At 62.7% G+C, this 22,371-nt stretch carries 22 protein-coding genes; 7 read left to right on the forward strand and 15 right to left on the reverse strand.

The window, feature by feature from the left end:
* On the forward strand, positions 1–270 hold a 270-nt coding region (locus EU811_RS24105; RefSeq protein WP_238703328.1), incomplete at its 5' end, for a hypothetical protein.
* Between the two features lie 9 nt (positions 271–279).
* Positions 280–762: a carboxymuconolactone decarboxylase family protein gene (locus EU811_RS06995; protein WP_142937772.1), complete on the forward strand. Its 483-nt coding sequence runs from the start codon at positions 280–282 to the stop codon at positions 760–762.
* Positions 763–905: 143 nt separating this feature from the next.
* Here the strand turns inward: EU811_RS06995 and EU811_RS07000 are convergent, their stop codons facing one another.
* Positions 906–2,360 (reverse strand): amino acid permease, encoded by a 1,455-nt coding sequence (locus EU811_RS07000; RefSeq protein ID WP_142937773.1) that lies wholly within the window; start codon positions 2,358–2,360, stop codon positions 906–908.
* A 252-nt stretch (positions 2,361–2,612) separates the two neighbouring features.
* Complete coding sequence (locus EU811_RS07005; protein WP_142937774.1) at positions 2,613–3,554, reverse strand: aminodeoxychorismate lyase; 942 nt, start codon at positions 3,552–3,554, stop codon at positions 2,613–2,615.
* Positions 3,555–3,652: 98 nt separating this feature from the next.
* Between EU811_RS07005 and cls the strand changes: the two genes are divergently transcribed.
* Positions 3,653–5,125, forward strand: a complete 1,473-nt coding sequence (gene cls, locus EU811_RS07010) for a cardiolipin synthase (protein ID WP_142937775.1) — start codon at positions 3,653–3,655, stop codon at positions 5,123–5,125.
* 58 nt (positions 5,126–5,183) lie between these two features.
* On the opposite strand, the gene pabB is transcribed toward cls, so the two are convergent.
* The 3 genes from pabB to EU811_RS07025 form a co-directional block, all read right to left on the reverse strand.
* Positions 5,184–7,223, reverse strand: a complete 2,040-nt coding sequence (gene pabB / locus EU811_RS07015) for an aminodeoxychorismate synthase component I (RefSeq protein ID WP_142937776.1) — start codon at positions 7,221–7,223, stop codon at positions 5,184–5,186.
* The gene (locus tag EU811_RS07020) at positions 7,220–7,780 is read right to left on the reverse strand and encodes a low molecular weight protein-tyrosine-phosphatase (RefSeq protein ID WP_142937777.1); all 561 of its coding nucleotides are present in this window, start codon (positions 7,778–7,780) and stop codon (positions 7,220–7,222) included. Before EU811_RS07020 ends, pabB begins: the two co-directional genes overlap by 4 nt.
* Positions 7,781–7,890: 110 nt before the next feature.
* Positions 7,891–8,496 carry a TetR/AcrR family transcriptional regulator gene (locus tag EU811_RS07025; protein ID WP_142937778.1) on the reverse strand — a complete coding sequence of 202 codons (606 nt, stop codon included), beginning with the start codon at positions 8,494–8,496 and terminating at the stop codon, positions 7,891–7,893.
* A 100-nt stretch (positions 8,497–8,596) separates the two neighbouring features.
* Between EU811_RS07025 and EU811_RS07030 the strand changes: the two genes are divergently transcribed.
* Positions 8,597–8,917, forward strand: coding sequence for a hypothetical protein (locus tag EU811_RS07030; RefSeq protein ID WP_142937779.1), 321 nt, complete (start codon positions 8,597–8,599; stop codon positions 8,915–8,917).
* Between the two features lie 79 nt (positions 8,918–8,996).
* Here EU811_RS07030 and EU811_RS07035 read toward each other — a convergent pair whose 3' ends face one another.
* The 3 genes from EU811_RS07035 to uriH are packed head-to-tail and all read right to left on the reverse strand — an operon-like array spanning position 8,997 to position 12,408.
* Positions 8,997–9,953: a ribokinase gene (locus EU811_RS07035; protein ID WP_142937780.1), complete on the reverse strand. Its 957-nt coding sequence runs from the start codon at positions 9,951–9,953 to the stop codon at positions 8,997–8,999.
* On the reverse strand, positions 9,950–11,395 hold the full coding sequence (gene uriT / locus EU811_RS07040) for a uridine transporter UriT (protein ID WP_142937781.1): 1,446 nt from the start codon (positions 11,393–11,395) through the stop codon (positions 9,950–9,952). The genes EU811_RS07035 and uriT overlap by 4 nt, the downstream gene beginning before the upstream one ends.
* Entirely contained in the window at positions 11,395–12,408 is a 1,014-nt protein-coding gene (gene uriH / locus EU811_RS07045; protein WP_142937836.1) for a uridine-preferring nucleoside hydrolase UriH, read from the reverse strand. The genes uriT and uriH overlap by 1 nt, the downstream gene beginning before the upstream one ends.
* A 199-nt stretch (positions 12,409–12,607) precedes the next feature.
* Between uriH and EU811_RS07050 the strand changes: the two genes are divergently transcribed.
* Positions 12,608–13,651: a LacI family DNA-binding transcriptional regulator gene (locus EU811_RS07050; protein WP_142937782.1), complete on the forward strand. Its 1,044-nt coding sequence runs from the start codon at positions 12,608–12,610 to the stop codon at positions 13,649–13,651.
* On the opposite strand, the gene EU811_RS07055 is transcribed toward EU811_RS07050, so the two are convergent.
* Both EU811_RS07055 and EU811_RS07060 read right to left on the reverse strand, forming a co-directional pair.
* Positions 13,635–14,000, reverse strand: coding sequence for a hypothetical protein (locus EU811_RS07055; protein WP_142937783.1), 366 nt, complete (start codon positions 13,998–14,000; stop codon positions 13,635–13,637). The genes EU811_RS07050 and EU811_RS07055 overlap by 17 nt on opposite strands.
* Positions 14,001–14,042: 42 nt before the next feature.
* On the reverse strand, positions 14,043–14,666 hold the full coding sequence (locus tag EU811_RS07060) for a LysE family transporter (RefSeq protein ID WP_142937784.1): 624 nt from the start codon (positions 14,664–14,666) through the stop codon (positions 14,043–14,045).
* Positions 14,667–14,835: 169 nt separating this feature from the next.
* On the opposite strand from EU811_RS07060, the gene EU811_RS07065 reads away from it, so the two are divergent.
* Entirely contained in the window at positions 14,836–15,909 is a 1,074-nt protein-coding gene (locus tag EU811_RS07065) for a DNA polymerase IV (protein ID WP_446698042.1), read from the forward strand.
* 37 nt (positions 15,910–15,946) lie between these two features.
* On the opposite strand, the gene EU811_RS07070 is transcribed toward EU811_RS07065, so the two are convergent.
* The 5 genes from EU811_RS07070 to EU811_RS07090 all read right to left on the reverse strand — a co-directional run bounded on the left by EU811_RS07070 (position 15,947) and on the right by EU811_RS07090 (position 20,030).
* The gene (locus EU811_RS07070) at positions 15,947–16,930 is read right to left on the reverse strand and encodes an aldo/keto reductase (RefSeq protein WP_142937785.1); all 984 of its coding nucleotides are present in this window, start codon (positions 16,928–16,930) and stop codon (positions 15,947–15,949) included.
* A gap of 18 nt (positions 16,931–16,948) precedes the next feature.
* On the reverse strand, positions 16,949–18,172 hold the full coding sequence (locus EU811_RS07075) for a sigma-70 family RNA polymerase sigma factor (protein WP_187697095.1): 1,224 nt from the start codon (positions 18,170–18,172) through the stop codon (positions 16,949–16,951).
* Complete coding sequence (locus EU811_RS07080) at positions 18,173–18,532, reverse strand: YciI family protein (RefSeq protein WP_142937787.1); 360 nt, start codon at positions 18,530–18,532, stop codon at positions 18,173–18,175.
* A gap of 100 nt (positions 18,533–18,632) precedes the next feature.
* Positions 18,633–19,448 carry a methyltransferase domain-containing protein gene (locus EU811_RS07085; RefSeq protein WP_142937788.1) on the reverse strand — a complete coding sequence of 272 codons (816 nt, stop codon included), beginning with the start codon at positions 19,446–19,448 and terminating at the stop codon, positions 18,633–18,635.
* Between the two features lie 69 nt (positions 19,449–19,517).
* Positions 19,518–20,030 carry a MarR family winged helix-turn-helix transcriptional regulator gene (locus tag EU811_RS07090; protein WP_142937789.1) on the reverse strand — a complete coding sequence of 171 codons (513 nt, stop codon included), beginning with the start codon at positions 20,028–20,030 and terminating at the stop codon, positions 19,518–19,520.
* 166 nt (positions 20,031–20,196) lie between these two features.
* On the opposite strand from EU811_RS07090, the gene EU811_RS07095 reads away from it, so the two are divergent.
* On the forward strand, positions 20,197–22,371 hold the full coding sequence (locus EU811_RS07095; RefSeq protein WP_142937790.1) for an MMPL family transporter: 2,175 nt from the start codon (positions 20,197–20,199) through the stop codon (positions 22,369–22,371).

Genomic DNA, 22,371 nt, shown 5'->3' on the forward strand with positions numbered 1-22,371 from the left:
ATCGGGGACCAGTTCATCCCGCGGGTTTTGGGCGGATCCTCTCTCACGTCCCGCGGGTTTTCATGGGGGCTGCTAGCATCTGATACTTCGGTCCGGCACCCTGCCGCCGCAAAATTGGGGGTTTTCTTGTTTTCACTTGTTGGTATTCTCTACACCCTGCTGATGGTGGCTGTCGCGGCTCTGGTGATTTACGCCTTGGTGCTCGCTATCATCTTCTTGCGCCTGCGCATTCAGGAGCTGAAGCGTGGGCAGGAACCCCCGTTGCGCTAGGCTCCAAGCATGCCCGAACAGGAAACAAAACCACGTCTGGCCGGCTATCTGGATAAGCAGCAGCCGGATCTTTACGCGACACTGAGCCACTATTCCCAGCAGCTGGTAGATGAAGCCGACCGGCTTGGCATCCCGCGACGCACCCTTGAACTCATCAACTACTTGTGCTCGCAGATCAATGGCTGTGCCTTTTGCCTTGACCTTCACCACCGGAGGGCCCTGAAATTCGGGGAAACGGAACAACGGCTGTCCCTCGTTGCCGTGTACAAGGAAGTGCAGTTGTTTGAGCCGGCTGAGGCCGTGGCCATGGAGATTGCTGAGCAGATCACCCGCATGAGTTCGTCGAGGCCTAGCCCTCAACTTTTCGAGCAAGCACGCCAGCACTATAGCGACGAGCAGATCAGCGTCCTGTGCATGGCGGCGATCGGGATCAATGCCTTCAACCGCCTTTCAATTTTGAGTGAGCACCCCGTGCGGGTCGCCAAGAAATAGATCGGCAGCCTTTCTTCCAAACCGCGGGCCGCCACCACCTACTTTGGGGCGGAAAAATCGTCCGACACGCCACTTGCACGGTGTGTCGGGGTGCCGCGGGTTCAATGTGGGTGGTGAAGGCCCGCAGCCCACTACATGGAGGCCTAAGCGTCAACCGCCTTTTTGAGCGAACGCCGCCGCCCGTACTTGAAGTAGAAGATGGCGTAGCAGGCGCCCACGAACGGAACCCCAAAGAAGAGTGCAGCCACCTGGTTGGGGTCGAACGCGATGCCGATCAACGACACCAAACAGAGCGCGAACGCGAGGAGCGGAACCAGCGGAAACAGTGGAGCCTTGTAAGGGAGCGTTGAAAGGTCGCCACCGTTTTTGATGAACGTTCGGCGGTAGACGAAGTGTGAAGCGACAATGGACATCCACACACCAACGGTGGCGAAACCGGCTACGGAGACCAGTACCAAGTAAACTGTTTCAGCCGCCACTACGCTGCTGATCAGTGAAGCAAGGCCACCCAGCATGCTGACGCAGAGGGCCACCATGGGGATCCCGCGCTTGGTCAACTTCCGGAATGCCTTGGGTGCGTGGCCTTCATCGGCCAGCGAGAAGAGCATGCGGGCACAGGAGAAGAGCCCGCAGTTGCCGGCGGACAGCAGTGCCGTGATGATCACGAAGTTCATGATGTCCGCCGCATAGGGGATGCCCAGCATGGAGAAGACTGTGACGAACGGGCTCTCGTCCACGCTGACTTGTTCATACGGGATGGTAGCTGCGATGACCACGATCGCTCCAACGAAGAAGATCATGAGTCTGATGACTGTGGTGCGCATTGCTTTGGGGATGTTCGCGCCCGGGTTGGCTGTCTCTCCTGCGGCGACACCGATCAATTCGGAACCCGAGAACGCGTAGAAAACCGCCAGGCAGGTGACGAAGACGCCGGTGAATCCGTTCGGGAACAACCCGTCAGGCGTGGTGAAGTTCTCGCCGAAGGAGGGAAACTCGCCGGGGGCCAAGGGGTGGAATCCCGCCAAGGCGGCACCTCCCAGGATGATGAGGCCGACGACGGCGGCAACCTTGATGAGCGCGAACCAGAACTCCGATTCACCAAAGACGCGCGATGAAATGGCGTTCAGCGTGAACAGGACGGTGGCGAAGATGAAGCACCAAATCCAGACGTCGACGCCCGGAAACCACCGTTGCATGAGTAAGCCTGCCGCGGTGAACTCGGAACCTAGAGCCACTGCCCAGCAGAGCCAGTACAGCCAAGCGGTGGCAAAGCCAGTGGCCGGGCCGATGGTCCGGGCGGCATAAATGTGGAAGGCACCAGAGACGGGGAACGCAACAGCGAGCTCCCCGAGGCATGCCATCACCAAATAGACGACTACTGCGCCAATGAGGAAGGCGAGGACCGCACCCAAGGGGCCGGCGGTGGCGATGGTGTATCCGGAACTAACGAACAGGCCTGAGCCGATGACGCCGCCCATGGCGATCATGACCAGGTGCCGGGCCTCCATGGACCGGCGGAGTCCTGTTTGGGAGGCATCAGTCTGAGACTGCGCCTCGGTTGCCGATGCTTCGGCTTCTGTGGGGGAGCTGAGTCCCATATTCCCTCCGGGAAGTTTAGCCAGCAAAGTCAGAAGTAGTACCAGTCGGACGTGATCCAACTAACACGATTACAAGATTCATCACATGACGAATCACCATTTCAAGGAGCCTAAGAAACGCGATTCAAGGCGCGGTCAACTCAAGGCTGAGGGCAAGAAGTACTAATCATTTAGTCATTCGAGCGCTTACTCTGCTTGCTGCCTGCTAGATTCCCAGCGGAGCAACGCAAGCGAATATTCGAAGCCCGTAATTTATTCGATGCCCGCAAACAGTGTGTTGAGCTCTGCAGTGAGCTGCTTCCGAACAGCTGGCGTACCGATTTCCTTGCCGTTGATGTGATTCACGGGAGCAATCAAACGGATGCTCGAGATCAGCCACACGGCGTCGGCGTCAAAAAGGTCCTGCGGGACCAGCGGCCCGTAGCCGAGCTCCCAGCCAGCTGATTTCGCCGCTGCGAACAGCGCCCCCTGCGAGGTGCCGGGCAGGATTCCACTGTCATGCTGCGGGGTGATGAGGCGACGGACAGTCCTGACGGACCCTTCGCCGTCGTCCACTGTTTCAAGGTGAGCCAGCAACACCGTGGAGGTGGGGCCTTCCAGGACGCGGCCGTCCGTGGAGGTGAAAATTGCGTCATCTGCGCCTTGCTTATGCGCAAAACGAAGCGCAGCCATGTTGACCGCATAGGACAGCGTCTTGGCGCCCAGCAACAGCCACGGCGCGCGCTCGCCGGCTTCGGTGTCGAAGCCGCGGTCCAAAAGGACGACGTCGATGCCCGTCTCGCGCTGCCGCCGACTGCCCGCCGGTGACGGGGAAGCCTGCACCCAGCATGTGGGGCTGGCTGCGCCTTCGACGCCTCGGGTCACGATCAGCTTGACGACAACTTCGTCTTCCTCCGGAGTGGGCGCCGGGTGGACCTCGCGGAACTCGCTGATGGCGGTATCAATCGCCTTGCGCCAGGCATCCTGCTCCGGAAGCACCAGGTCCAATGCAGCGGCCGAACCGCTCAAGCGGTTCAGGTGGGCCTGCACCTTACGGGGGCGTCCCTGGACGGCGAGGAGTGATTCGAACACGCCATCGCCGCGGGTGGCGCCAAGGTCCGTAGCCATGAGTTGGGGCTGGCTGGAGTCGGCAATGCGTCCGTTTTCGAAGGCCGGGTCCAGGAAAACAAGGACCGTCGGGGCAGAGGAAGTCATGGTCCCAGCTTAGTGCGGTGCCGTTGCGGATGACTTTGCGCAAGACTTTGCCGGATAGGCTGAGGTCACTGTTGTTCTTGGAGCGTGGGGGTTTGCAGGTGCTCTTTCCTTTTCCTTTTGGCCAGGAGTGGACCTGGTTACTGGGTGCGTGGGCCATCGCGGAAGTGGTCATGCGGATCGTCCTTCTGGGCATCATTCCCGGTAACAGGCGCCCCACCACGGCCATGGCCTGGCTTTTGGCTGTGTTCCTCATCCCTTCCGTAGGGTTTGTCCTCTTCCTCCTTTTCGGCAATTTCAAGCTGTCCAAGCGGCGGCGTGAGCAGCAGGAAGAAGTTAACCGGCGTGTCCGGGCGGTGACGTCCGATCTTGCGGATCCGGTGAGCGTCTACTCGGGTCCGGAATGGGTGAAGTCGGCCGGTGAGCTGAACCATCGCCTGGGATCCCTGCCCATGGTTGATGGCAATAAGGTTGAACTGATCCCCGGCTACCATGAATCCATCGCAGCCATGGCTCAAGCGGTGAAGGGTGCCAAGACCTACATCAACGCCGAGTTCTACATCATGAGCAGCGACTCCGTGACGGACGAACTGCTCACTGAGCTGGAGAAAGCTGCTGAGCGGGGTGTCACCGTCAGGCTGCTCTTCGACCACATTGGAACGCTGCGGGTCAAGGGGTACCGTCGCCTGATCCGCCGGCTCAAGGCAGGCAAGATCCAATGGAAGCGAATGCTTCCGCTGCTGCCTATCCATGGTCAGTGGAGGCGTCCGGACCTCAGGAACCACCGCAAGATCATGGTGATCGACGGCGAGATTGCTTTCACCGGCTCCCAGAACCTGATTGAACCGTCCTACAACAATCCCAAACACCACAAAGTGGGCCGTAAATGGGTTGAGCTCATGTCCCGGCTCGAGGGGCCAATCGTGGCAACCCTCAATGTAGTGTTCGCCACGGACTGGCTCAGCGAGACCGATGAGTCGCTTGAGGATCAGTTGCGCCTTCCAAGCCGGCCTTCTCCAGGGCACGTCACCGCCCAAGTAGTGCCGAGCGGTCCGGGGTTCGCCACTGAGAACAACCTTCGTTTGTTCAACACACTGATCTATTCGGCGCAGCACAGAATCTCCATTTGCAGCCCGTACTTCGTTCCTGATGACTCCTTGCTTTACGCCATCACCACCGCTGCGCAGCGGGGTGTGGATGTGGAGCTCTTTGTGTCTGAGAAGGGCGACCAGTTCCTGGTCCATCACGCCCAGCGCTCCTACTACGAAGCCTTGTTGGACGCAGGAGTGCGGATCTACCTGTACCGGGCGCCGTATGTCCTCCATGCCAAGCACTTCACCATCGATGACGAAGTGGCCGTTCTCGGTTCCAGCAACATGGACATGCGCTCCTTCTCCCTGAACATGGAGGTTTCGGTGATGCTCTTGGGCGCCGAAACCGTGGACCTCATGCGGACGGTTGAATCCACGTATCGCGAGGTTTCCAAGGAGCTTACGTTGGACGACTGGATGGATAGACCCCCAATTGCCAAGTATGTGGATAACGTGGCCAGATTGACCGCCACGCTCCAGTAGTTTGTGTACAGCTAACGCCCTTTAGAGACGTTCTTGAGGGCATTAGCTGTACAAAAACTCAGGCGGGGAAGTCAGCACCCAGCGTGGACAGCACACCGTATGCCTTGGTCCGGATTTCCTCGTACTCGTCATCAGCCACGGAATCCGCAGTAATGGCCCCACCCACGCCGAGGGACAGGGTTCGCCCGCCATTGCCGTCAGGATTGACCACCAGAGTGCGGATCACCACCGCGAGGTCCGTTGCGGCGTTCAGTGAGAAGTAGCCGATTGCGCCGGAGTAGATCCCCCTGGGCCCGGATTCGAGCTGGTCAAGGATGTCCATGGTGCTGATCTTCGGGGCACCTGTCATGGACCCTGCGGGAAAGGCTGCAGCCAGGGCTTCCGCCCGCGGAGCACCCGGACGAAGGTGCGCATCTATGGTGCTCACCATTTGGTGGACGGTGGCGTAGCTCTCGATGGCGCACAGCCGGCTGACCGTCACGGAACCCGGGATGGCGAAGTGGCTGAGGTCGTTGCGCAGCAGGTCCACAATCATGATGTTCTCCGCGCGGTCCTTCAGCGACGTCTCGAGGTCGTGCCGCAATGCAGCATCCTCGGAAGCGTCAGTAGACCGGCCGCGGGTGCCTTTGATCGGCTCGGCGCGCATGCCGCCGTCGGACATAATGCGCAGGAACCGCTCAGGTGACGTACTTGCCACCACCAATTCGCCGAACCGAAGGTAACTGGCGAACGGTGCCGGGTTCCGGCGTCGTAGTGCCAGGTAGCTCGCCCACGGGTCCAGGCCGCCGGCAGGGGCTTCCAGCGTGGTGGTAAGGCAGATCTCGTAGGAGTTACCTTCGCTGATTTGGTGCTGCGAGTCCGCGATTTTGCGCTTGTAGTCAGTGGCAGAGTCGCGGCTGACGAACTCAAGGCCGGCAGGCTCCGGATTGAAAGAGACCGCGAGGCCGGCAGCGGGGGAGACTGAAGCCTCGACGGCGGTGCGGGCCGCACGCAACCATTCCTCGGCGTCGGGCGCTTCCAAGGCGAGCAGCCAGACAGTCTGTTCGCGATGATCCACCACCACAGCCCGGCCGGCGAAGAGCAAGGCGGCGTCCGGGGTGTGGGAGGGGACGTCATTCCCGCCGGTTTCGCGCTTGAGTTCGTAGCCGAGGTATCCGAGCCAGCCGAGCGTGAACTGTCCGTCGTAACCTCTGGGCGCGCGGACGGCCCGGCGGCCCCAGACGGAATCGAGCCAGCGGAAGAACGGCCCGGAGGTTCTGACGGAGGCGGAACCGGCGGTCACTTGGGTGGTTCCGGAGCGGTGCAGTACCGACTGGCCGAACGTGCCGCCGTCGTCAGCCAGGATGCTGAAGCGGCTGCGGGCTGCCGCTTGGGAACGGCCGGCGACGGCGGAGGCATTGGAAGAATCCAGCCACACAGCGTTGGTGGACTTGCCGTAGAGGGAGGCGAAGAGCAGCTCAGCGTCGGGCGTCGCGTCCAGGCGCTCGGATCGCAGCTGAAGTCCCCGCCGCGCACTGAGTTCCGGCGACAAAATCGAAGAAACCGAAGGCAGGTACATCAGGGTTCGGAGGACATCGTCCGGAGCGCTGCCGTCGGCAAGGTTCTGCACCCGAATGTCAGCGGCACTGATCACCTGGTCGCTTGAAAGCCACTCATCCTCCTGGGCGGCCCAGCTGTCCCAGTACGGTTCGTAGGTGCTTCCGTCACGAGTCAAAGCCCGACGACGGCGCTCGTCGCCGGAGGCTTCCACCCACACCACGGCGTCCAGCATGGGACGGGCGGCGTCCGCCGCCGCGCCTACCCCTTCAACGATCACGATCTCGGCTGGCAGCGTAACGTTCAGGCCGCCGTCGTAGTGCTTGTCCCAATCCCAGCTGGTCCACTCTGCCGCCATGCCTTCGCTGAGCGGCTTCAGGACCGTGCCCACGTAGCGCTCAATGCCGGGCATGAGGCCGTTCCAGCCGGGGTAGATGTCTTCCAGGTGGAACAGCGAAACCTTATGGTGTTGCCGCAATCGGGCCGCCAGCTCAACGGCCAGCGTGGTCTTTCCTGCGCCGGACCTGCCGTCAACTGCGATGATCACGGGTGCAGGGGTCATGTCATAGAGGTTACCTGCTGGGGCTCGGGGGCTTTCGCGTCATGAGACGCTGCGATGGCTGCTTTGACGTGCTGCACGATCCCTGGGATGGCGGCGTTGATGAGCGTCCACGTGTTGTCGAAGTCCGTGTGGCCGCCGTACCAAGGGTCTTCGATGCCGAGGTCAAGGGAGCTGCGGCCTGCCATGTGGGGATCGAAGCTGCGGAGCATCCGGACTTTTCCGAGGGAGGCGTGATCCGGGGCCCCTTCCTGAAGCCAGCCGAAATGGTCAACATCCAGTGCCAGGATCAGGTCCCGTTCGGCGTACCATTCACGCCGCCACTCGCGGGCAACGTGGTCCTCGGACGCGAGGTGCTGGGCCGTTAGAACCCGTGCGGCGCGGGGGTCGATGGGGTGTCCAACTTCGTAGCCCGTAGTGCCCGCGGAGTCCACCGCCACGAGTTCGCCGAGCCCTTCCGCGCCGAAGGCTTCGGTGAGCATGAGCGCTGCCATGGGCGAGCGGCAGATGTTTCCAGTGCAGACCGTGATGATGCGGTATGGGCTCGTCGTTGAGTACATTCAGCAAGCATGGTTCATGGCGCCCCCTCTTGGCTAGGGGCAACTTCACAACTAAGTCACTTTTCGTGTCAAAGTTGTCACGACGGGCCGTGCGGGCAGGCGGGTTGCGCTTAGGTGCGGGCCGGTTCCTGCGCCTCGGCGGCAAGCGCTGCAGCCGCCAAGTAGACGGTACGTACGACGGCGGCGCGTCGCCTTTGCGCGCGGCCCGGGTCGTTGCCGGCCATCAGTCCATCGAGTGCCGGGAGTACCGGGGCGGCGTCGCACAGGCTCACGATGGTGATGAGGAGATCCCCTGCATCTTCCCTGGAGACGCCGGGGAGGGCGGCGATGGTGCTGTTGACCTTGGATGCGCAGTTGGCCATCCGCTTTGGCAGCCCCACCACTTCCGTGCCCCGTTCCAGTCCTTCCCAGAACAGGAGGCGTGGGGCCGTGGGATCTTGCTGATGGTGGTCGAAGAGCCTGCCAGCGTAGTCCGCCATGGCTTCGGGTCCGCTGCCTTCGATGGGTACTTCGTCCATGAGGGAGCTGAGGGCGGCGACGATCACGGCGTCGAAGAGCGCGTTCTTATTGCCGAAGTACTGGTAGATCCGCTCCTTGTTGACCCCGGCCTCCGCCGCGATGCGATCAATGCGGGCGCCGGCCAATCCGCGGGTGCAAAACTCACTGGTAGCCGCCTCTAGAAGCAGCGCCTTGGTTCGCTCTGTGTCCCATGCCATAGGAGTCATATTACCAGTTTCCAACTGGATGGTTGTATTTGTTGGAGAGTGGGGTTATTGTAATTCCAAGCCAAAAGCAACCGTTTAGTTGGAGAATGCCATGACGACACAAACAAGCTCCCACATCGCCGTTGAAACCCCAGCGGCCCCGGCCGCCCCTGCCCGTCCGAAAGCGCCGTCCGTTCACATGCGGGCCCTCATCACCTGGCTGGCCATCTTCCCGCTGGTGTCCATCGGCATGCTGCTCCTTGGTCCCATCATGGAGCCGCTCCACCCGGTGCTGCGGGCGCTGCTGCTCACAGCCCTGGTGGTTCCCGCCGCTGTGTATGTTGTGGTTCCCCGCCTCATGGCCGGCCACGGAGCCCTGTCCCGCAAGGCAGTAGAGCGGGCGGCCCAACGAGCAGCCCGCAAGTCCGCTTAACCCAAGTAGGTCGCATTTAAGCGCGTTTTGACGGCTCAAAACGCGCTTAAATACGACCCAGTTGGGTGAGGGGCTAAGACTAAGCGCCCCGCAGCTGTTCTACGTCGGTGATGGTTGGGTAGGCGGCCTGCGTACCCTTCTTCGTGGCAGCCAAGGCCGCAGCCACCGAGGCGAAAGATGCAGCATCTGCGAGGGATTCACCAGCTGCCAAGCGAGCAGCCACAGCACCAGTGAAGGCATCACCGGCACCCGTGGTGTCCACTGCGGAAACGCGCGTAGGGGCGATGCGGGTGATCTGGTCTTCGCCGCTGGAAGCAAGCGAGTCCAGCACCACCGAGCCATGCGCCCCCAGGGTCACCAGCACCCGCTGCAACCCACGGTCGGCGAACTGGCTCCTGACCGGCTCCCACGCCTCCGCCTCTGCAGCGGCGTCCGGAATGTCCGCTTCGGTACCAAGGAACAACGACGCCTCGTGCGCGTTCACCAGCAGCACATCGCTCAAGCCAGCCAAAGCCTCCGGCACCTCCGCGTAAGGCGAGAGGTTCAGCAGAACGGTCGCACCGGCGTCGTGCCCTGCTTGGGCGGCGGCAATCACGGTATCCGTCTCCACCTCCAGGCAGAGGCACACCACGGCTGCATCCTGGAAGGCGTCGGGCGTGACGTCCGCTGGCCGCAAGGTCCCATTGGCGCCTGCGGAAATAATGATGCTGTTCTCACCGCCGGCGTCTACGGAAATGACCGCAACGCCAGTAGCGACGTCGGAGCGTCGGACGCGGGACACGTCCACTCCCGCGCTGGCCGTCGAGTCGAGGAGCATAGTGCCGTTGGGGTCGTCTCCCACGGCACCGATCAGGCTGACCTGACCGCCGAGCTTGCTGGCAGCCACGGCCTGGTTGGCGCTCTTGCCGCCGGGATTGACGGCGAAACCGTTGCCGTGGACCGTCTCGCCGGGTTGAGGGAGGCGGTCGCAGTAGATGGTGAGGTCGGCGTTCAGGGAGCCGACGACGACGATTCCCGCCTTGGGTGCGCTGGTCATGCGGTCACCTTTTCGGTTTCGGTCACTTCTGCGTCCACCGGCTTGGGGATCAGGAGTGAGGCTGCGAAGGCTGCCAGGGTGATGGCGAGTCCCACCACAACAACGGTCAGGTAGGACGCCTTGGCATCATTGAGCGAAGCGGTGGCCACGAGGACCGCGGGCAGGACAAGGAAGCTCAGCCCGGCACCGAGGTTGAAGGCGCCGGCGTTCATGCCAGGCAGGAAGCCCGGGTTGCCCTGCGGGGAGAGAACCACGCCCAGTCCGTTGAGCATGATGTTGACGGTACCGGCGTACATGATGCCCAGCAAGGCCGTTCCCACAATCATCATGGGCAGGTTGTTGAGGCCGAAGAACGCGATGATCGCCAGCGCCACCAAGCTGCCAAGCAGGCCGATGCGCAGGACCTTGGTGTAGCCGAGCACGGGTGCCAGTCGGCCGCTGATCGGACCAAAGAGCCAGCCCAGCAGCGCGTATGGAGTCAGGATGATAAGCGACATCTCTGTGGGACCAACGCCGAAGCCCGGATCCGCTGCTTGCACGTAGGCCGGGACGATGCCGTTGATGACCGCGAAGATGCCGGTCATGGTGAGCGTGGTGGTCAGCAGTGGTGCCCACGTGGAGCGCTGGCGCAGGTGCACGGTTTCCACCATGGGCTGCTTGGCCCTCTTTTCAACGGTCCAGAACGCATAGAACGCGACGGCGGCGATCACGGTGAGGACCACCGCGAGGGTCATGGTGCCGGAGTCGAAGGCGGAGGCAAGCTTGGCGCCCTCGTTCAAGGCTGTCAGCAAAGCGCCCACGGCAATCACAATGCAGAACACACCCAGCCAGTCCATGGTGGAACCCGCAGCAGGCTTGCTTTCGCCGGCCAGGACAGCAATCAGCACGGTGGCAACGAGGGCCAGGGCGACCATGAGCCAGAAAATGCTGCGGAAGCCGAAGTTCTCAGCGAAGTAGCCACCCACGAAGGAGTCCACGCCGGCCACGCCACCGTTGACCGCGGTGATGAGGCCCATGAGGGTGCCGTACTTGCGGGGGTTGCTGACCGCGGAGCGGAGCATGATCAGGCACAACGGAACCGTGGGGCCGCTGACGCCCTGAATGATGCGGCCAACGAAGAGCCAGGTGACGTCCGGGGCCAGTGCGGCAATGACCGAGCCCACTGCCATCAGGAGCATCATGCCCACAAGGATCTTCTTGCGGCCCACGATGTCGCTCAGGCGCGGGAGGAAGAGGGAGAACAGGGCTGCGGCTGTGAAGAACCAGGTCTGGGACAGGCCGATGGTGGCCTGGTCAGTCTTGAGTTCGTTGCCCATGGTCACCAGGGCCGGGCTGAGCATGGAGGCGTTGAGCTGGAAGGCCACGCAGGCTGCCAGCAGGGCGACCATGAGGGCGGTGACGTTGCCGCGGGTGGATGTGGATTCGGTTGCGGGGGAGGACATTACTTTGCCTCTCCAGCCAGAACGGTCTCAGCAGCAGCGGTGGCGTCAGCGCCGCCGTCGAGCGTTGGTTCGCCGATCCGTTCGATCGCGTCGGTGACCAGATCCCAGAACTTCTTGTGGTCCAGGTCCACGGCCACGGAGGTGTGGCAGTCCTCCGGCGCAGGCGCGCGGAAGTCGGCCACGGTCATGCCGAGAGTGAGCTTGCCTTGGAGCTCGATGTCCACGGGGACCTTGCGGGTTGTCATGACCGAGGGGTCGATCACGTAGGCAACGGCGCAGGGATCGTGCACCGGCGGGAAGTCGAAGCCCTGGGCGTCCTTGTAGGTCTTCTGGAAGAAATCCATGAGTTCCATGACGAACTTAGCCGGCTTGGTGCCGATGGCCGCGATGCGGTCCACCACCTCGTCGGTGGCCAGGGCCTGGTGCGTGAGATCGAGGCCCACCATCACCACGGGCCACTTCTCATTGAAGACGATGTGCGCGGCTTCAGGGTCAATGATGATGTTGAACTCCGCTACGGCGCTCCAGTTGCCCACGTGGTAGCCGCCGCCCATGAGGACAACTTCCTTGACGCGCTCAACGATGCGGGGCTCTTTGCGGGCAGCCATGGCGATGTTGGTGAGGCCCGCTGTGGGGACCAGAGTGACGGTGCCCGGCTCATGTGCCATGACGGTTTCAATGATGAGATCGACGGCGTGGCGCGGGTCCAGCTCGATGGCGGACTCAGGCTGTTCCGGTCCGTCCATGCCGGAGTCGCCATGGATGCTGGGGGCCGTTTCGATGGTGCGCACCAAGGGGCGGTCACAGCCGGCGGCGAAGGGGACTCCCATGATGCCGGCAATGGTGGCCACGGAGAGGGCATTCCGGGTGACCTTTTCCAAGGTCTGGTTGCCCACCACGGTGGTGACCGCCAGCAGTTCGATGTCCGGGTTGCCGTGCGCCAGCAGCAATGCCACTGCGTCGTCATGGCCAGGGTCGCAGTCAAGAATGATCTTCCTGGGTGCGGGCGTCATGGTGTTGGGGTCCACGTTTTTCTCCACGTCATTGGGGCCTGCCTGGAACTTTCCCGGGCAGGGCAGTATGCATTCAGGGAGATTCTGGCACTACTTAGCTGCTTACGTCAAACGCTTAACGTGACCTTTGAACCTTCAACGTCAAGCGCTTGATGCCTTCTCGCAGGTCAGGACTGGTTGGAGCCGCTACGATCGATGCATGGAATCCCTGGAACGGCGCCATGGCCGCGCGCCCCGCTCGCACCGCGTGACGGCCGCGATGGTGGCCGCCCGCGCAGGCGTTTCCACGGCTACCGTGTCCCTGGTGGCGAACGGCAAAACCCAGGGGCGGGTATCCGACGACAACATCTCCCGTGTTCGTTCCGCCATTGCTGAACTTGGTTACGTGGTGGACAGCATCGGCAGCTCGCTGGCCCGCGGGGTCAGCTCAATCGTCATACTTGTGACGCCGGATGTGTCCAACCCCTTCTTTGCCAACGTCATCGCGGGGGTGCGGGAATCGTTGGGTTCCGAGTATCAGCTGCTGCTCTCCGTGACCGACGCCGGTGAATCACCGCAGGCTGATGACGTCCGCAAGTTGCTGGCTCTCCGCCCTGCCGGACTGCTGGTGGGCGCACCCAGTGCGGAATTCCTGGAAGACCTGTCTGCAGCCCCGCCCCTTGTATTGCTGGATGCCCCGGGGCTCGAGTCCTATGCACCGTCCGTGAACCTTGATGTCGCCCAGGGCGCCCGCGAGCTTGCCCGGCACCTCGCTGCTTCCGGGCACACCCGGGCCGCCTACGTGGACGGCATCACCGGCACTGCCACGTTCCAACTGCGCCGTGAGGCCTTCTTGGCGGAGGCTGCAGCCTGTGGGCTTTTAGTGGCCGACGGGCATGTCATCAGCACCCCGATCGACGTCGGTGCTGCCGCTGCCGCGTTCGCCGACGCCTGGCCGGAGTGGCAGCGCGAGGGGGTTACTGCCGTCGTCTGCGGTACTGATACGCATGCCTATGGCGTGCTGCAGGAAGCCCGCGTTGAGGGTGTCCAGATTCCTGAGGAGTTGGCCGTGGCGGGCTTCGACGACCTGCCGTACTCAGCCACCAGCAACCCCAGCCTCACCACCGTCCACTTGCCGGCCACACCGCTGGGGCGCAAGGCCGGGGAACAACTGCGGGGACTCATGGAAGGCCTACCGCTGGCAGAGCCACATGTGACGCTAGAAAGTTCGTTGGTAGTGCGGGGATCTACGTCTCTTGGCTAGGTGACAGCGGGCGAAGCTGGTCCTCCGTGATGGGTAGCGACACCGTGAAGTAAATCTGCGGCGCAGTCATATCGCCCCAGTCTTCCTTTTTCACGCGGACAGCGGAGGGCGTAACCTCGGCGATCCGCACGCGAAGCCAACCGCCGTCGTCGAGCAGTAATTCGTGAGGGTCGGCCAGGTAGCGCAGCCCGAGTTCATCAAGAGTTTCCTCGGCGCTCAACCAGTCCACCGTCTCCGTCCTGGGGCGTCCCAGAAGGTCGATGGCGACGAATCCATCGTCTACCGGCTTCATCCAGCCCACGTGCTCGCCATCGTCAGCTCGTCGGTGTTCGATCCAATCGGATTCCATGGCTTCGACGGTAGCACCGCGTTTTGCTATGACGCGCCGTGGCTAGTGGATAACTGCCAGCAGGATGCCGACCAACACGAACAAGCAGCCAAAGACGCGGTTGAGGACTTTCTGGCCCTTTTGGTCATGGGTGAATCTTTGGAAGGACCGGGCTGCGAGGGCGAAGAAGAACCACATCACCATGATGTCGATGACAATCACCGTTGCAGAGAGCACCACATACTGCTGAAGCAGGGGTTCGTTTGGCCTAATGAACTGGGGCATGAAGGCCAGAAAGAACACAATGGCTTTAGGGTTCAGCAGGTTCACCCAGATGCCGCGTTGGAACATGGACAGGGCGGACTCGTTCTTCTTGTCCTCAACCTCTTCCTTGTCCAGGTCCGGCTTGTGCAGGAACTGCCGGATGCCCAGGTACACCAGGTATGCGGCGCCGGCGTAGCGGATCACATTGAAGATCACCGGCGAGTTGGACACCAGCACGCCAACGCCCAGAGCGACGATCACAATGTGGATGACCAAGGCCACCTGTTGACCAAGGATGCCCCAGATGGAGCGTCGGAAGCCGGAATTGAGCGAGTTGCTCATGGTGAAAATGGCACCGGCGCCGGGAGTGAAACTGATCAGGGTGCCGGCGCCAACCAGGGCCAGCCAGAGTGAAAACTGCACATCTCAGCTTATGCCCGTGAAGTGGGTGGTTTGGACGGGTTGCTTCCTGACCTCTTTTGGCGGCGCTGACCACGGAATGCACCCGGAATGGGTTGATTATGGCGCTCCCGGACCTCAAAGTGGGTCAGGAAGCTACAGCCCAAGCCGCGGCTTAGGGCAAACTGGTGCCGTGAGCGGAATCCCGTGGGTGCTGCACGTCGATCTGGACCAGTTCATTGCCGCTGTCGAGATACTCCGGCGGCCCGAGCTCGCGGGCAAACCGATCATCGTAGGAGGCCGGGGGGACCCCACGGAGCGGGCTGTGGTGTCCACCGCGTCCTATGAAGCCAGGGCGTTCGGCGTCGGTTCCGGGATGCCCCTCAGGATCGCAGCCCGGAAAGTGCCGGACGCCATCATCCTGCCGGTTGATCAGGAGGCGTACTTGGCGGCCTCGGACGTGGTGATGACCACGCTGCGCGCGCAGCCGGGAGCCACGGTTCAAGTGCTCGGCTGGGACGAGGCTTTTGTGGGCATCCAAACGGAGGATCCGGACGCCTACGCCAAGCAGATCCAGGCCGCCGTCCTGGAGCAAACGCAGCTGCACTGCAGTGTAGGCATCGGCGACACGTTGGTCCGTGCCAAGAACGCCACGGATTTCGGCAAACCGGCAGGCATCTTTCGGCTGACCAAGGAGAACTGGCTGGACGTCATGGGCGACAAGCCCACCAAGGAATTGTGGGGCATTGGAAGCAAAGTGTCCCAACGGCTGGCAAAGCACCACATCACCACGGTGGCTGAGCTCGCCGCGTGCAATCCCCAGGATCTCGTCCCGGAATTCGGTCCGAAGATGGGCCCCTGGTACGCGCAGTTGGGACGCGGTGAGGGTTCCAGCGAAGTGGATGACACTCCGTGGGTGGCCCGGGCACATGGCCGCGAGACCACCTTCCAACAGGACCTCACCGCGCCCGCCCAGATCAGCGACGCCATCAAGGAACTGACCGCCCGCGTCCTGGAAGACGTCGCGGCGGAGGGACGCCCTGTGATCGGGCTGACCCTGAAAGTCCGCTACGCACCGTTCGTCACCAAGACCTACGCCAGGAAGATTCCCGAGACTTTCGACCGCGGGGAAGTCCTTGCGCAGGCCTTGGAGCTCAGCGGAAAAATCGAGCCGGACCGTCCCATCCGGCTCCTCGGATTGCGGGCAGAGATGCCGATGCCTGAAGAAGCCCGAAAGGGACATACGCCGACGCGGGGCGGCTGGTGACGCCGTCGAACGTTAACGCCCGACGGCGGCCCGGCAGCTACCAGCGCGGGTGAATCGCTGCGCGGAAGTAACGGTCGTAGATGTCCTGGACCCCGTCCGTGAGCCCGGCGCCTACTGACTGCAGGCCGCCTGCCTCGGCATTTGCCGCTGCCTGCGAAGCGGATCGTGCACCGGGAATGACCGAGGTGACACCGTCCTGCGCGATCACCCAGGCGAGGGCAGCTTGGGCGGTGCTGACGCCGTCGGGCACTAATCCGCTGAACTCCTGCGCGGCCTTGACGCCGGTTGCGAAATCGACGCCTGAGAACGTCTCACCGACGTCGAAGGAAGACCCGTCGCGGTTGTAATTGCGGTGATCGTTTTCAGGGAACTCGGTGTCCGGCGTGTACTTCCCGGACAGCAAACCGGAGGCCAGCGGCACCCTTGCAATAATGCCAACGCCCGCTTCCTTCGCTGCCGGCAGCACCTCATCCAGGGGCTTGAGGCGGAAGGCGTTGAGGATGATTTGAACGGATGCGGTGTTTCCGCGCTTGATAGCTTCGAGGGCCTCATCGGTGCGCTCAACGCTGACGCCGTAGTTGCGGATTGCGCCCTCGCTGACCAGGGTGTCCAGTGCATCGTAGATTTCATCACTGCTGTAGACGGGCGTGGGAGGGCAGTGCAGTTGAACGAGGTCCAAGGTGTCCTGCTGCAGGTTCCGCCGCGAGCGGTCGGTCCATGCCCGGAAGTTCTCCAGGGTGTAATTTTCGGGGACCTGATCCACGCGGCGGCCCATCTTGGTGGCAACCGTGATGTCCGTGTCCGGGTTGGCGCGGAGGAAGCGGCCGATGAACTGCTCGCTCCTCCCGTCGCCGTAGACGTCTGCGGTGTCGAAGAAATTGACGCCGCCTTCCACCGAGGCTTCAAGGACGGCAAAGGCGTCCTCTTCGGTGACGGAACCCCAGTCGGCTCCCAGTTGCCACGTTCCCAGTCCGATGGTGGAGACGGATCGGCCGGTCTTGCCAAGTATGCGTTGTTCCATGGTTTCGACTATATGGGGTTACTGCTCGTCCATCCGCGCTACTTTTCCCATTAAGTACTTTCGTTCGGGCAGGCTTCCTGTCTTCTTGGCCGCCGAGAGGTACGCTGCGCGGGCCTCCACATAGGCGCCGGACATCTCCAGTAGATGGCCCCGCACGGCGTCCAAACGGTGTGTGCGGCCCAGCGCCGTATCCAGTCCCGCCAACAGTTCAAGCCCGGCGGCCGGACCATGCACCATGGCCACGGCAACCGCGCGATTCAGCGTGACCACGGGGCTGGGTGCCACGGCTTCAAGCACTGTGTACAGTGCCAGAATTTGAGGCCAGTCGGTCTGATCGCTGGAGGCAGCCTCCGAATGAACGGCAGCGATGGCGGCCTGAAGTTGATAAGGCCCCGCGGCCCCGCGACCCAGCACGGAGGACAGCAGCGCGATGCCTTCCTCGATCTGATCCCGGTTCCAGAGGCGTCGGTCCTGCTCCGCCAACGGCACAGGCGTTCCGTCCGCCAACGCACGGGCTGAGCGTCGGGAATCGGTGAGCAGCATCAGTGCCAGCAGGCCAGTCGCCTCCAGCTCTCGCGGCGCAATGGCAACGAGCAGGCGCGTCACCCGGATGGCTTCAGTGGTGAGTTCCTCACGCTGCAGCGACGGACCCGAGCTGGCCGCGTAGCCTTCGTTGAAGATCAGGTACAGGACGTGAAGTACGACGCCGAGCCTTGCCTTGCGCTCGGAAGGCGGCGGCATGGTGAACGTGGCTCTTGCCTTCTGGATCCCCTGCTTCGCACGGCTGATGCGCTGACCCATGGTCGCTTCGGGGACCAGGAAAGCTGAGGCGATTTCCGCCGTCGTGAGTCCTCCAACTGCCCGGAGCGTTAGGGCGAGTTGCGATGGTGCGGACAACGCGGGGTGGCAGCAGAGGAACATCAGGGTGAGGGTGTCGTCGGCTTCCGAAACTGAGCTGTAGTGGAAGTCGGCGTCCATGGCCGCAACACGTTCCTCGCGGGCGCGGCGGGCGCTTTCGCTTCGCCAGTAATCAACCAGCCGGCGTGACGCGACAGCCATCAGCCATGCCTTCGGGTTGTCCGGGAGTCCGGAAGGCCACTGCAGTGAGGCCTCAAGGAGTGCCTCCTGGACGGCATCCTCGCAGGCATCGAACTGGCCGTGCGTCCGTGCCAGCACGCCGAGGACCTGCGGCGCCAGAGTGCGCAGCAGGTCCTCGATTCGTGCGTCCGGCGGGGAACCCAGTTAGACCTCCGGCGGCGCTTCCTGAACTGCGCGGAGTTCGACTACCCGCGCGTACTTCACAATGCTGGAACAGATCTCCACCGCGCGTTCTTCGCTGGCAACATCGACCACCCAATACCCAACAAGCGACTCCTTGGATTCGGCATAGGGTCCGTCCGTGGTGATGACGCCGTCGGGGGTCTGCTTGACGAGCTTCGCGGTGCTGCCATCGGCGAGGCCCGCGTTGAACACCATCTCACCGGATTCGGTCAGGTCCTTGTCGATCTGGATCATGAATCCGATCATTTCCTGAATCCATGCAGGGTCAGCGGTCTCCATCATGCCCTCGGCAGATCCGAACATCATGATCATGTATTTCATCTCAAACTCCTTGTGAGGGGCGCCCTTTGTGGGTGCTTTCACTCATGGGTCGGAACTGCGGGCGGCATTTCTACATGGTTCGGCAAACTTTTTCCGGAGATTATGCCCGAGCGATCACCTCGCCGTTGGGAATGAGGAAGAAGCCGTCGTCGGAGGCTCCCCAGCGGTGCCAGCCTGCAGCGATCCGGGCGAGGTCGGCCTCGTTGGCGAAACCGTACTCCAAGGCTTGCTCGGCGAACGCTGAGTGCAGCACCCGTTCGCTCCAGACCCGGGACTGCCACGCGCGTTGTTGGGCGGTGGCGTAGAGCCAGTTGCTGCTGGTGGGCGCTACCTGAGTGAATCCTGCTTGCTGGGCCCACGAAACAAGGCGACGGCCGGCGTCGGGTTCTGCTCCGTTGCGGCGGGCGATCTTCTGGTAGAGCTCCATCCAGTCGTCCAGCTCGGGGACTTCCGGGTACCAGCTCATGCCGTGGAAATCGGCGTCGCGGACCGCAACTATGGCGCCGGGTTTCGCCACTCGGCGCATTTCACGGAGGGCAGCGACGGGGTCGGTCAGGTGCTGGAGGACCTGGTGTGCGTGAACGAGGTCGAAGGACTCGTCCTCAAAGTCGAGATCGTAGATGTTGCCGGTCTGGAAGGTCACGTTGTCCACGCCGCGCTCGGTTGCCAGTTCGGCGGCCTGTGCCACGATGTCGGCGGACCGGTCCAAGCCGATCACTTGCCCGGGCGCGACCAGCCCCGCGAAGTCGCAGGTGATGCTGCCGGGTCCGCACCCGACGTCGAGAACTGACGTTCCGGGGGTGAGATGGGGAATCACAAACGCGGCCGAATTCTGGACCGTCCGTGAGGCGTGGGCCCGGACAACCGACTCGTGGTGCCCGTGGGTATAGACATCTTCAGGCTGCTGCGCGTTCATAGGGAAACGCTACCCAACTGGGTCGCATTTGTGAGCGTTTTGGACCCTCAAAACGCGCACAAATGCGACTCAGTTGGGTTCCGCTTCGGCCGCTTCTTCGCGGGCGGCGAGGGTGGCCTCCACCATGTCAGTCATGAACCGGGTCACCAGCGCCAGCTCCGAAGGGCTGTAAGCGGCCATTGCCTTACCCATGCGTATGGCGAGCGGCATGAACATGGCGCTTCCGTCCTGGTACGCCTTAGGGGTCATCTGCAACTGGACCTGCCGGCGGTCCGTCCCGAGTCGTTCGCGCACCACATGTCCGGAGGCGTGCAGGCGATCAACCAATGCGGTAGTGGCAGGGGAGCTGAGCCGGAGTTCGGCGCGGAGAACACCCGGGGTGACCACCTTGCCCGCTGCGGAGTGGCGCATAATGACGGCCAGCGCGTTGAGGTCCGTGCGGTGCATGTCGTTCCGGCCACCTGCGGCATCTACATAGTGGTTGGCCTCGAGGGTGAAGTCCTGGAGGAGCCGCACAAGTTCTTGGGGAGCCGCGTTTTCGGGGCGCCCCTCGCCGGGGCGCGGGTCTGTGGGGTTCGACATGTCCGCCCTCCTGCCAGCGTTGTCATGTGATTACTGCCTTCCGGATATTACTCCCAGCCATAGGGGATTCCGGCATTAATAGTATTGAGGTCTTGGAATAGTTCCATCATAGAGATAATCTATGATGGAATAAAGCCCTCAAGCACTCCCACCAAAAGAAGGACTCATGAACTCGCAGAAGATACCGTTCTGGCTGCGCTGGCTGATACCAGTGGTGCTGGTCATCACCTGGCTGGGCATCGCAGGAATCGGCGGCCCCACGTTCGGCCGGCTGGAAGAGGTCTCGTCCAACGACCAAGCTTCCTTCCTTCCCGCTGGCGCCGAAGCCACGGAAGCCGCTGACTGGCAGGCCAAATTCCGGGACTCCGAAGAGATCCCGGCAATTGTCATCATCGAGAGCGACGCTTCCTTCACCCCCGCGCAGCTGGGCGAAGCAGCCCAGCTGAAAGCCGACATTGAGGCGCTCAAGCTGGGGAGCGCCGTCGTTGGGCCCATCCCGTCGCAAGACGGCAAGGCAGTTCAGTTCGTTGTCCCCATGGCGTCCTCGGATGAGCTGCGGGAGAAAGTCCAGGAGCTGCGTGACGTCGTGCAGCCCGGCGCGCCGGACGGCATGAAGGCATTTGTCACTGGTCCGGCAGGCCTGACCGCCGACCTCGTCAACGCTTTTGGTGGAATTGATGGCATCCTGCTGCTGGTTGCCCTGGGTGCCGTGTTCGTAATCCTGCTGCTGGTCTACCGCTCGGTGGTGCTGCCAATCGCAGTGCTGCTCACCTCCGTGTTTGCCCTGTGCGCCGCGATCCTTCTGGTGTTTGGAATGGCGAAGGCCGGCTGGATTCAGTTGAACGGGCAGAGCCAAGGCATCCTGTCCATTCTGGTCATTGGCGCCGCGACGGACTACGCGCTGCTGTTCGTGGCGCGGTTCCGGGAGGCGCTCACGCACACCACCAACCGCACCCAAGCGGTGATCACGGCATGGAAGGCCTCCTTCGAGCCCATCCTCGCTTCCGGGGCCACTGTCATCATTGCGCTGCTCTGCCTGCTGTTCTCCGATCTGAATTCCAACAAGGCGCTGGGACCTGTAGCCGCCGCAGGTATTCTTTGCTCCTTGTTCGCTGCGCTCACGCTGCTGCCCGCGCTCATGGCGTTGCTGGGCCGTTCGGCCTTCTGGCCCTTCCGGCCCAAGCTGCTGCCCGACGACGAACGCGAACCGGAGATTGTCACCGGCCTTGAGGGGCAAAAGGGTCTGTGGCGCGCCACGGGTCGTCTGGTCTCCAAGCGCCCGCGGGTTGTGTGGGTGGCTTCGGTCCTTCTCCTCCTGGTCGCTTCCACAGGCTTGTTGCAGTTGAAGGCCAACGGGGTTCCGCAAACGGATGTCATACTTTCCGCGTCCGACGCCGTGGACGGGCAGGAAGCGCTGGCGCGCCACTTCGACGCCGGTAGCGGCAGCCCCGCCGTCGTGGTCGCCTCACAAGGTTCCGCGCAGCAGGTCCTGGACAAGGTCAAAGCAGCCGACGGCGTGGGTGACGCCTACCTGCTGGCTGACGGAAATGTTCCCATCACCGGTGCCCCCGGCGCTCCTGCTGAGCCGGCAGTTCGCGACGGCAGGGTCCTCATCAATGCCACGTTGAACTCGGCGGCAGACTCGATTGAGGCTGAAGAGGCCGTGAAGTCGTTGCGTGTGGCTGTTCGCGAGGTTGATTCCGCAGCATTGGTGGGCGGCGTGACAGCAACTGCGCTGGACACCAACACCACAGCCCAGCGCGACCTGGTGGTCATCATCCCGATCGTGCTGGTGGTCATCCTCTTCATCCTGATGCTCCTGCTGCGCTCCGTGGTGGCGCCGGTGCTGCTGGTGCTGTCCGTGGTGCTCTCCTACGGCGCCGCCATGGGAGTTTCCGCCTGGGTCTTCAACGGGGTGTTCGGATTCTCCGGTGCCGACGCCACTGTGCCGTTGTTCGGTTTCGTGTTCCTGGTGGCCCTCGGCGTGGACTACAACATCTTCCTCATGAGTCGGGTCCGGGAAGAATCCTTGAAACATGGGACACGTCCGGGCATCCTGCGCGGACTGGCCGTCACCGGTGGTGTGATCACCTCTGCCGGCGTGGTCCTGGCGGCCACGTTCGCAGCCCTCGGTGTCATTCCCATCATGTTCCTGGTCCAGCTCGCCTTCATCGTGGCATTCGGCGTGCTACTGGACACGGTGCTGGTCCGATCCCTGCTGGTGCCCGCGCTGGCTTACGACATCGGCAGCAAGATCTGGTGGCCGAGCAAGCTTGCGCGTGAGTCTTCCACGGACGTTGTGGGTCCTCGTGAGGAGGAGCAGGCGTCGGTGGGGCGGTAA

The organism is Arthrobacter sp. TS-15 (assembly GCF_006964045.1).
GTDB lineage: Bacteria > Actinomycetota > Actinomycetes > Actinomycetales > Micrococcaceae > Arthrobacter.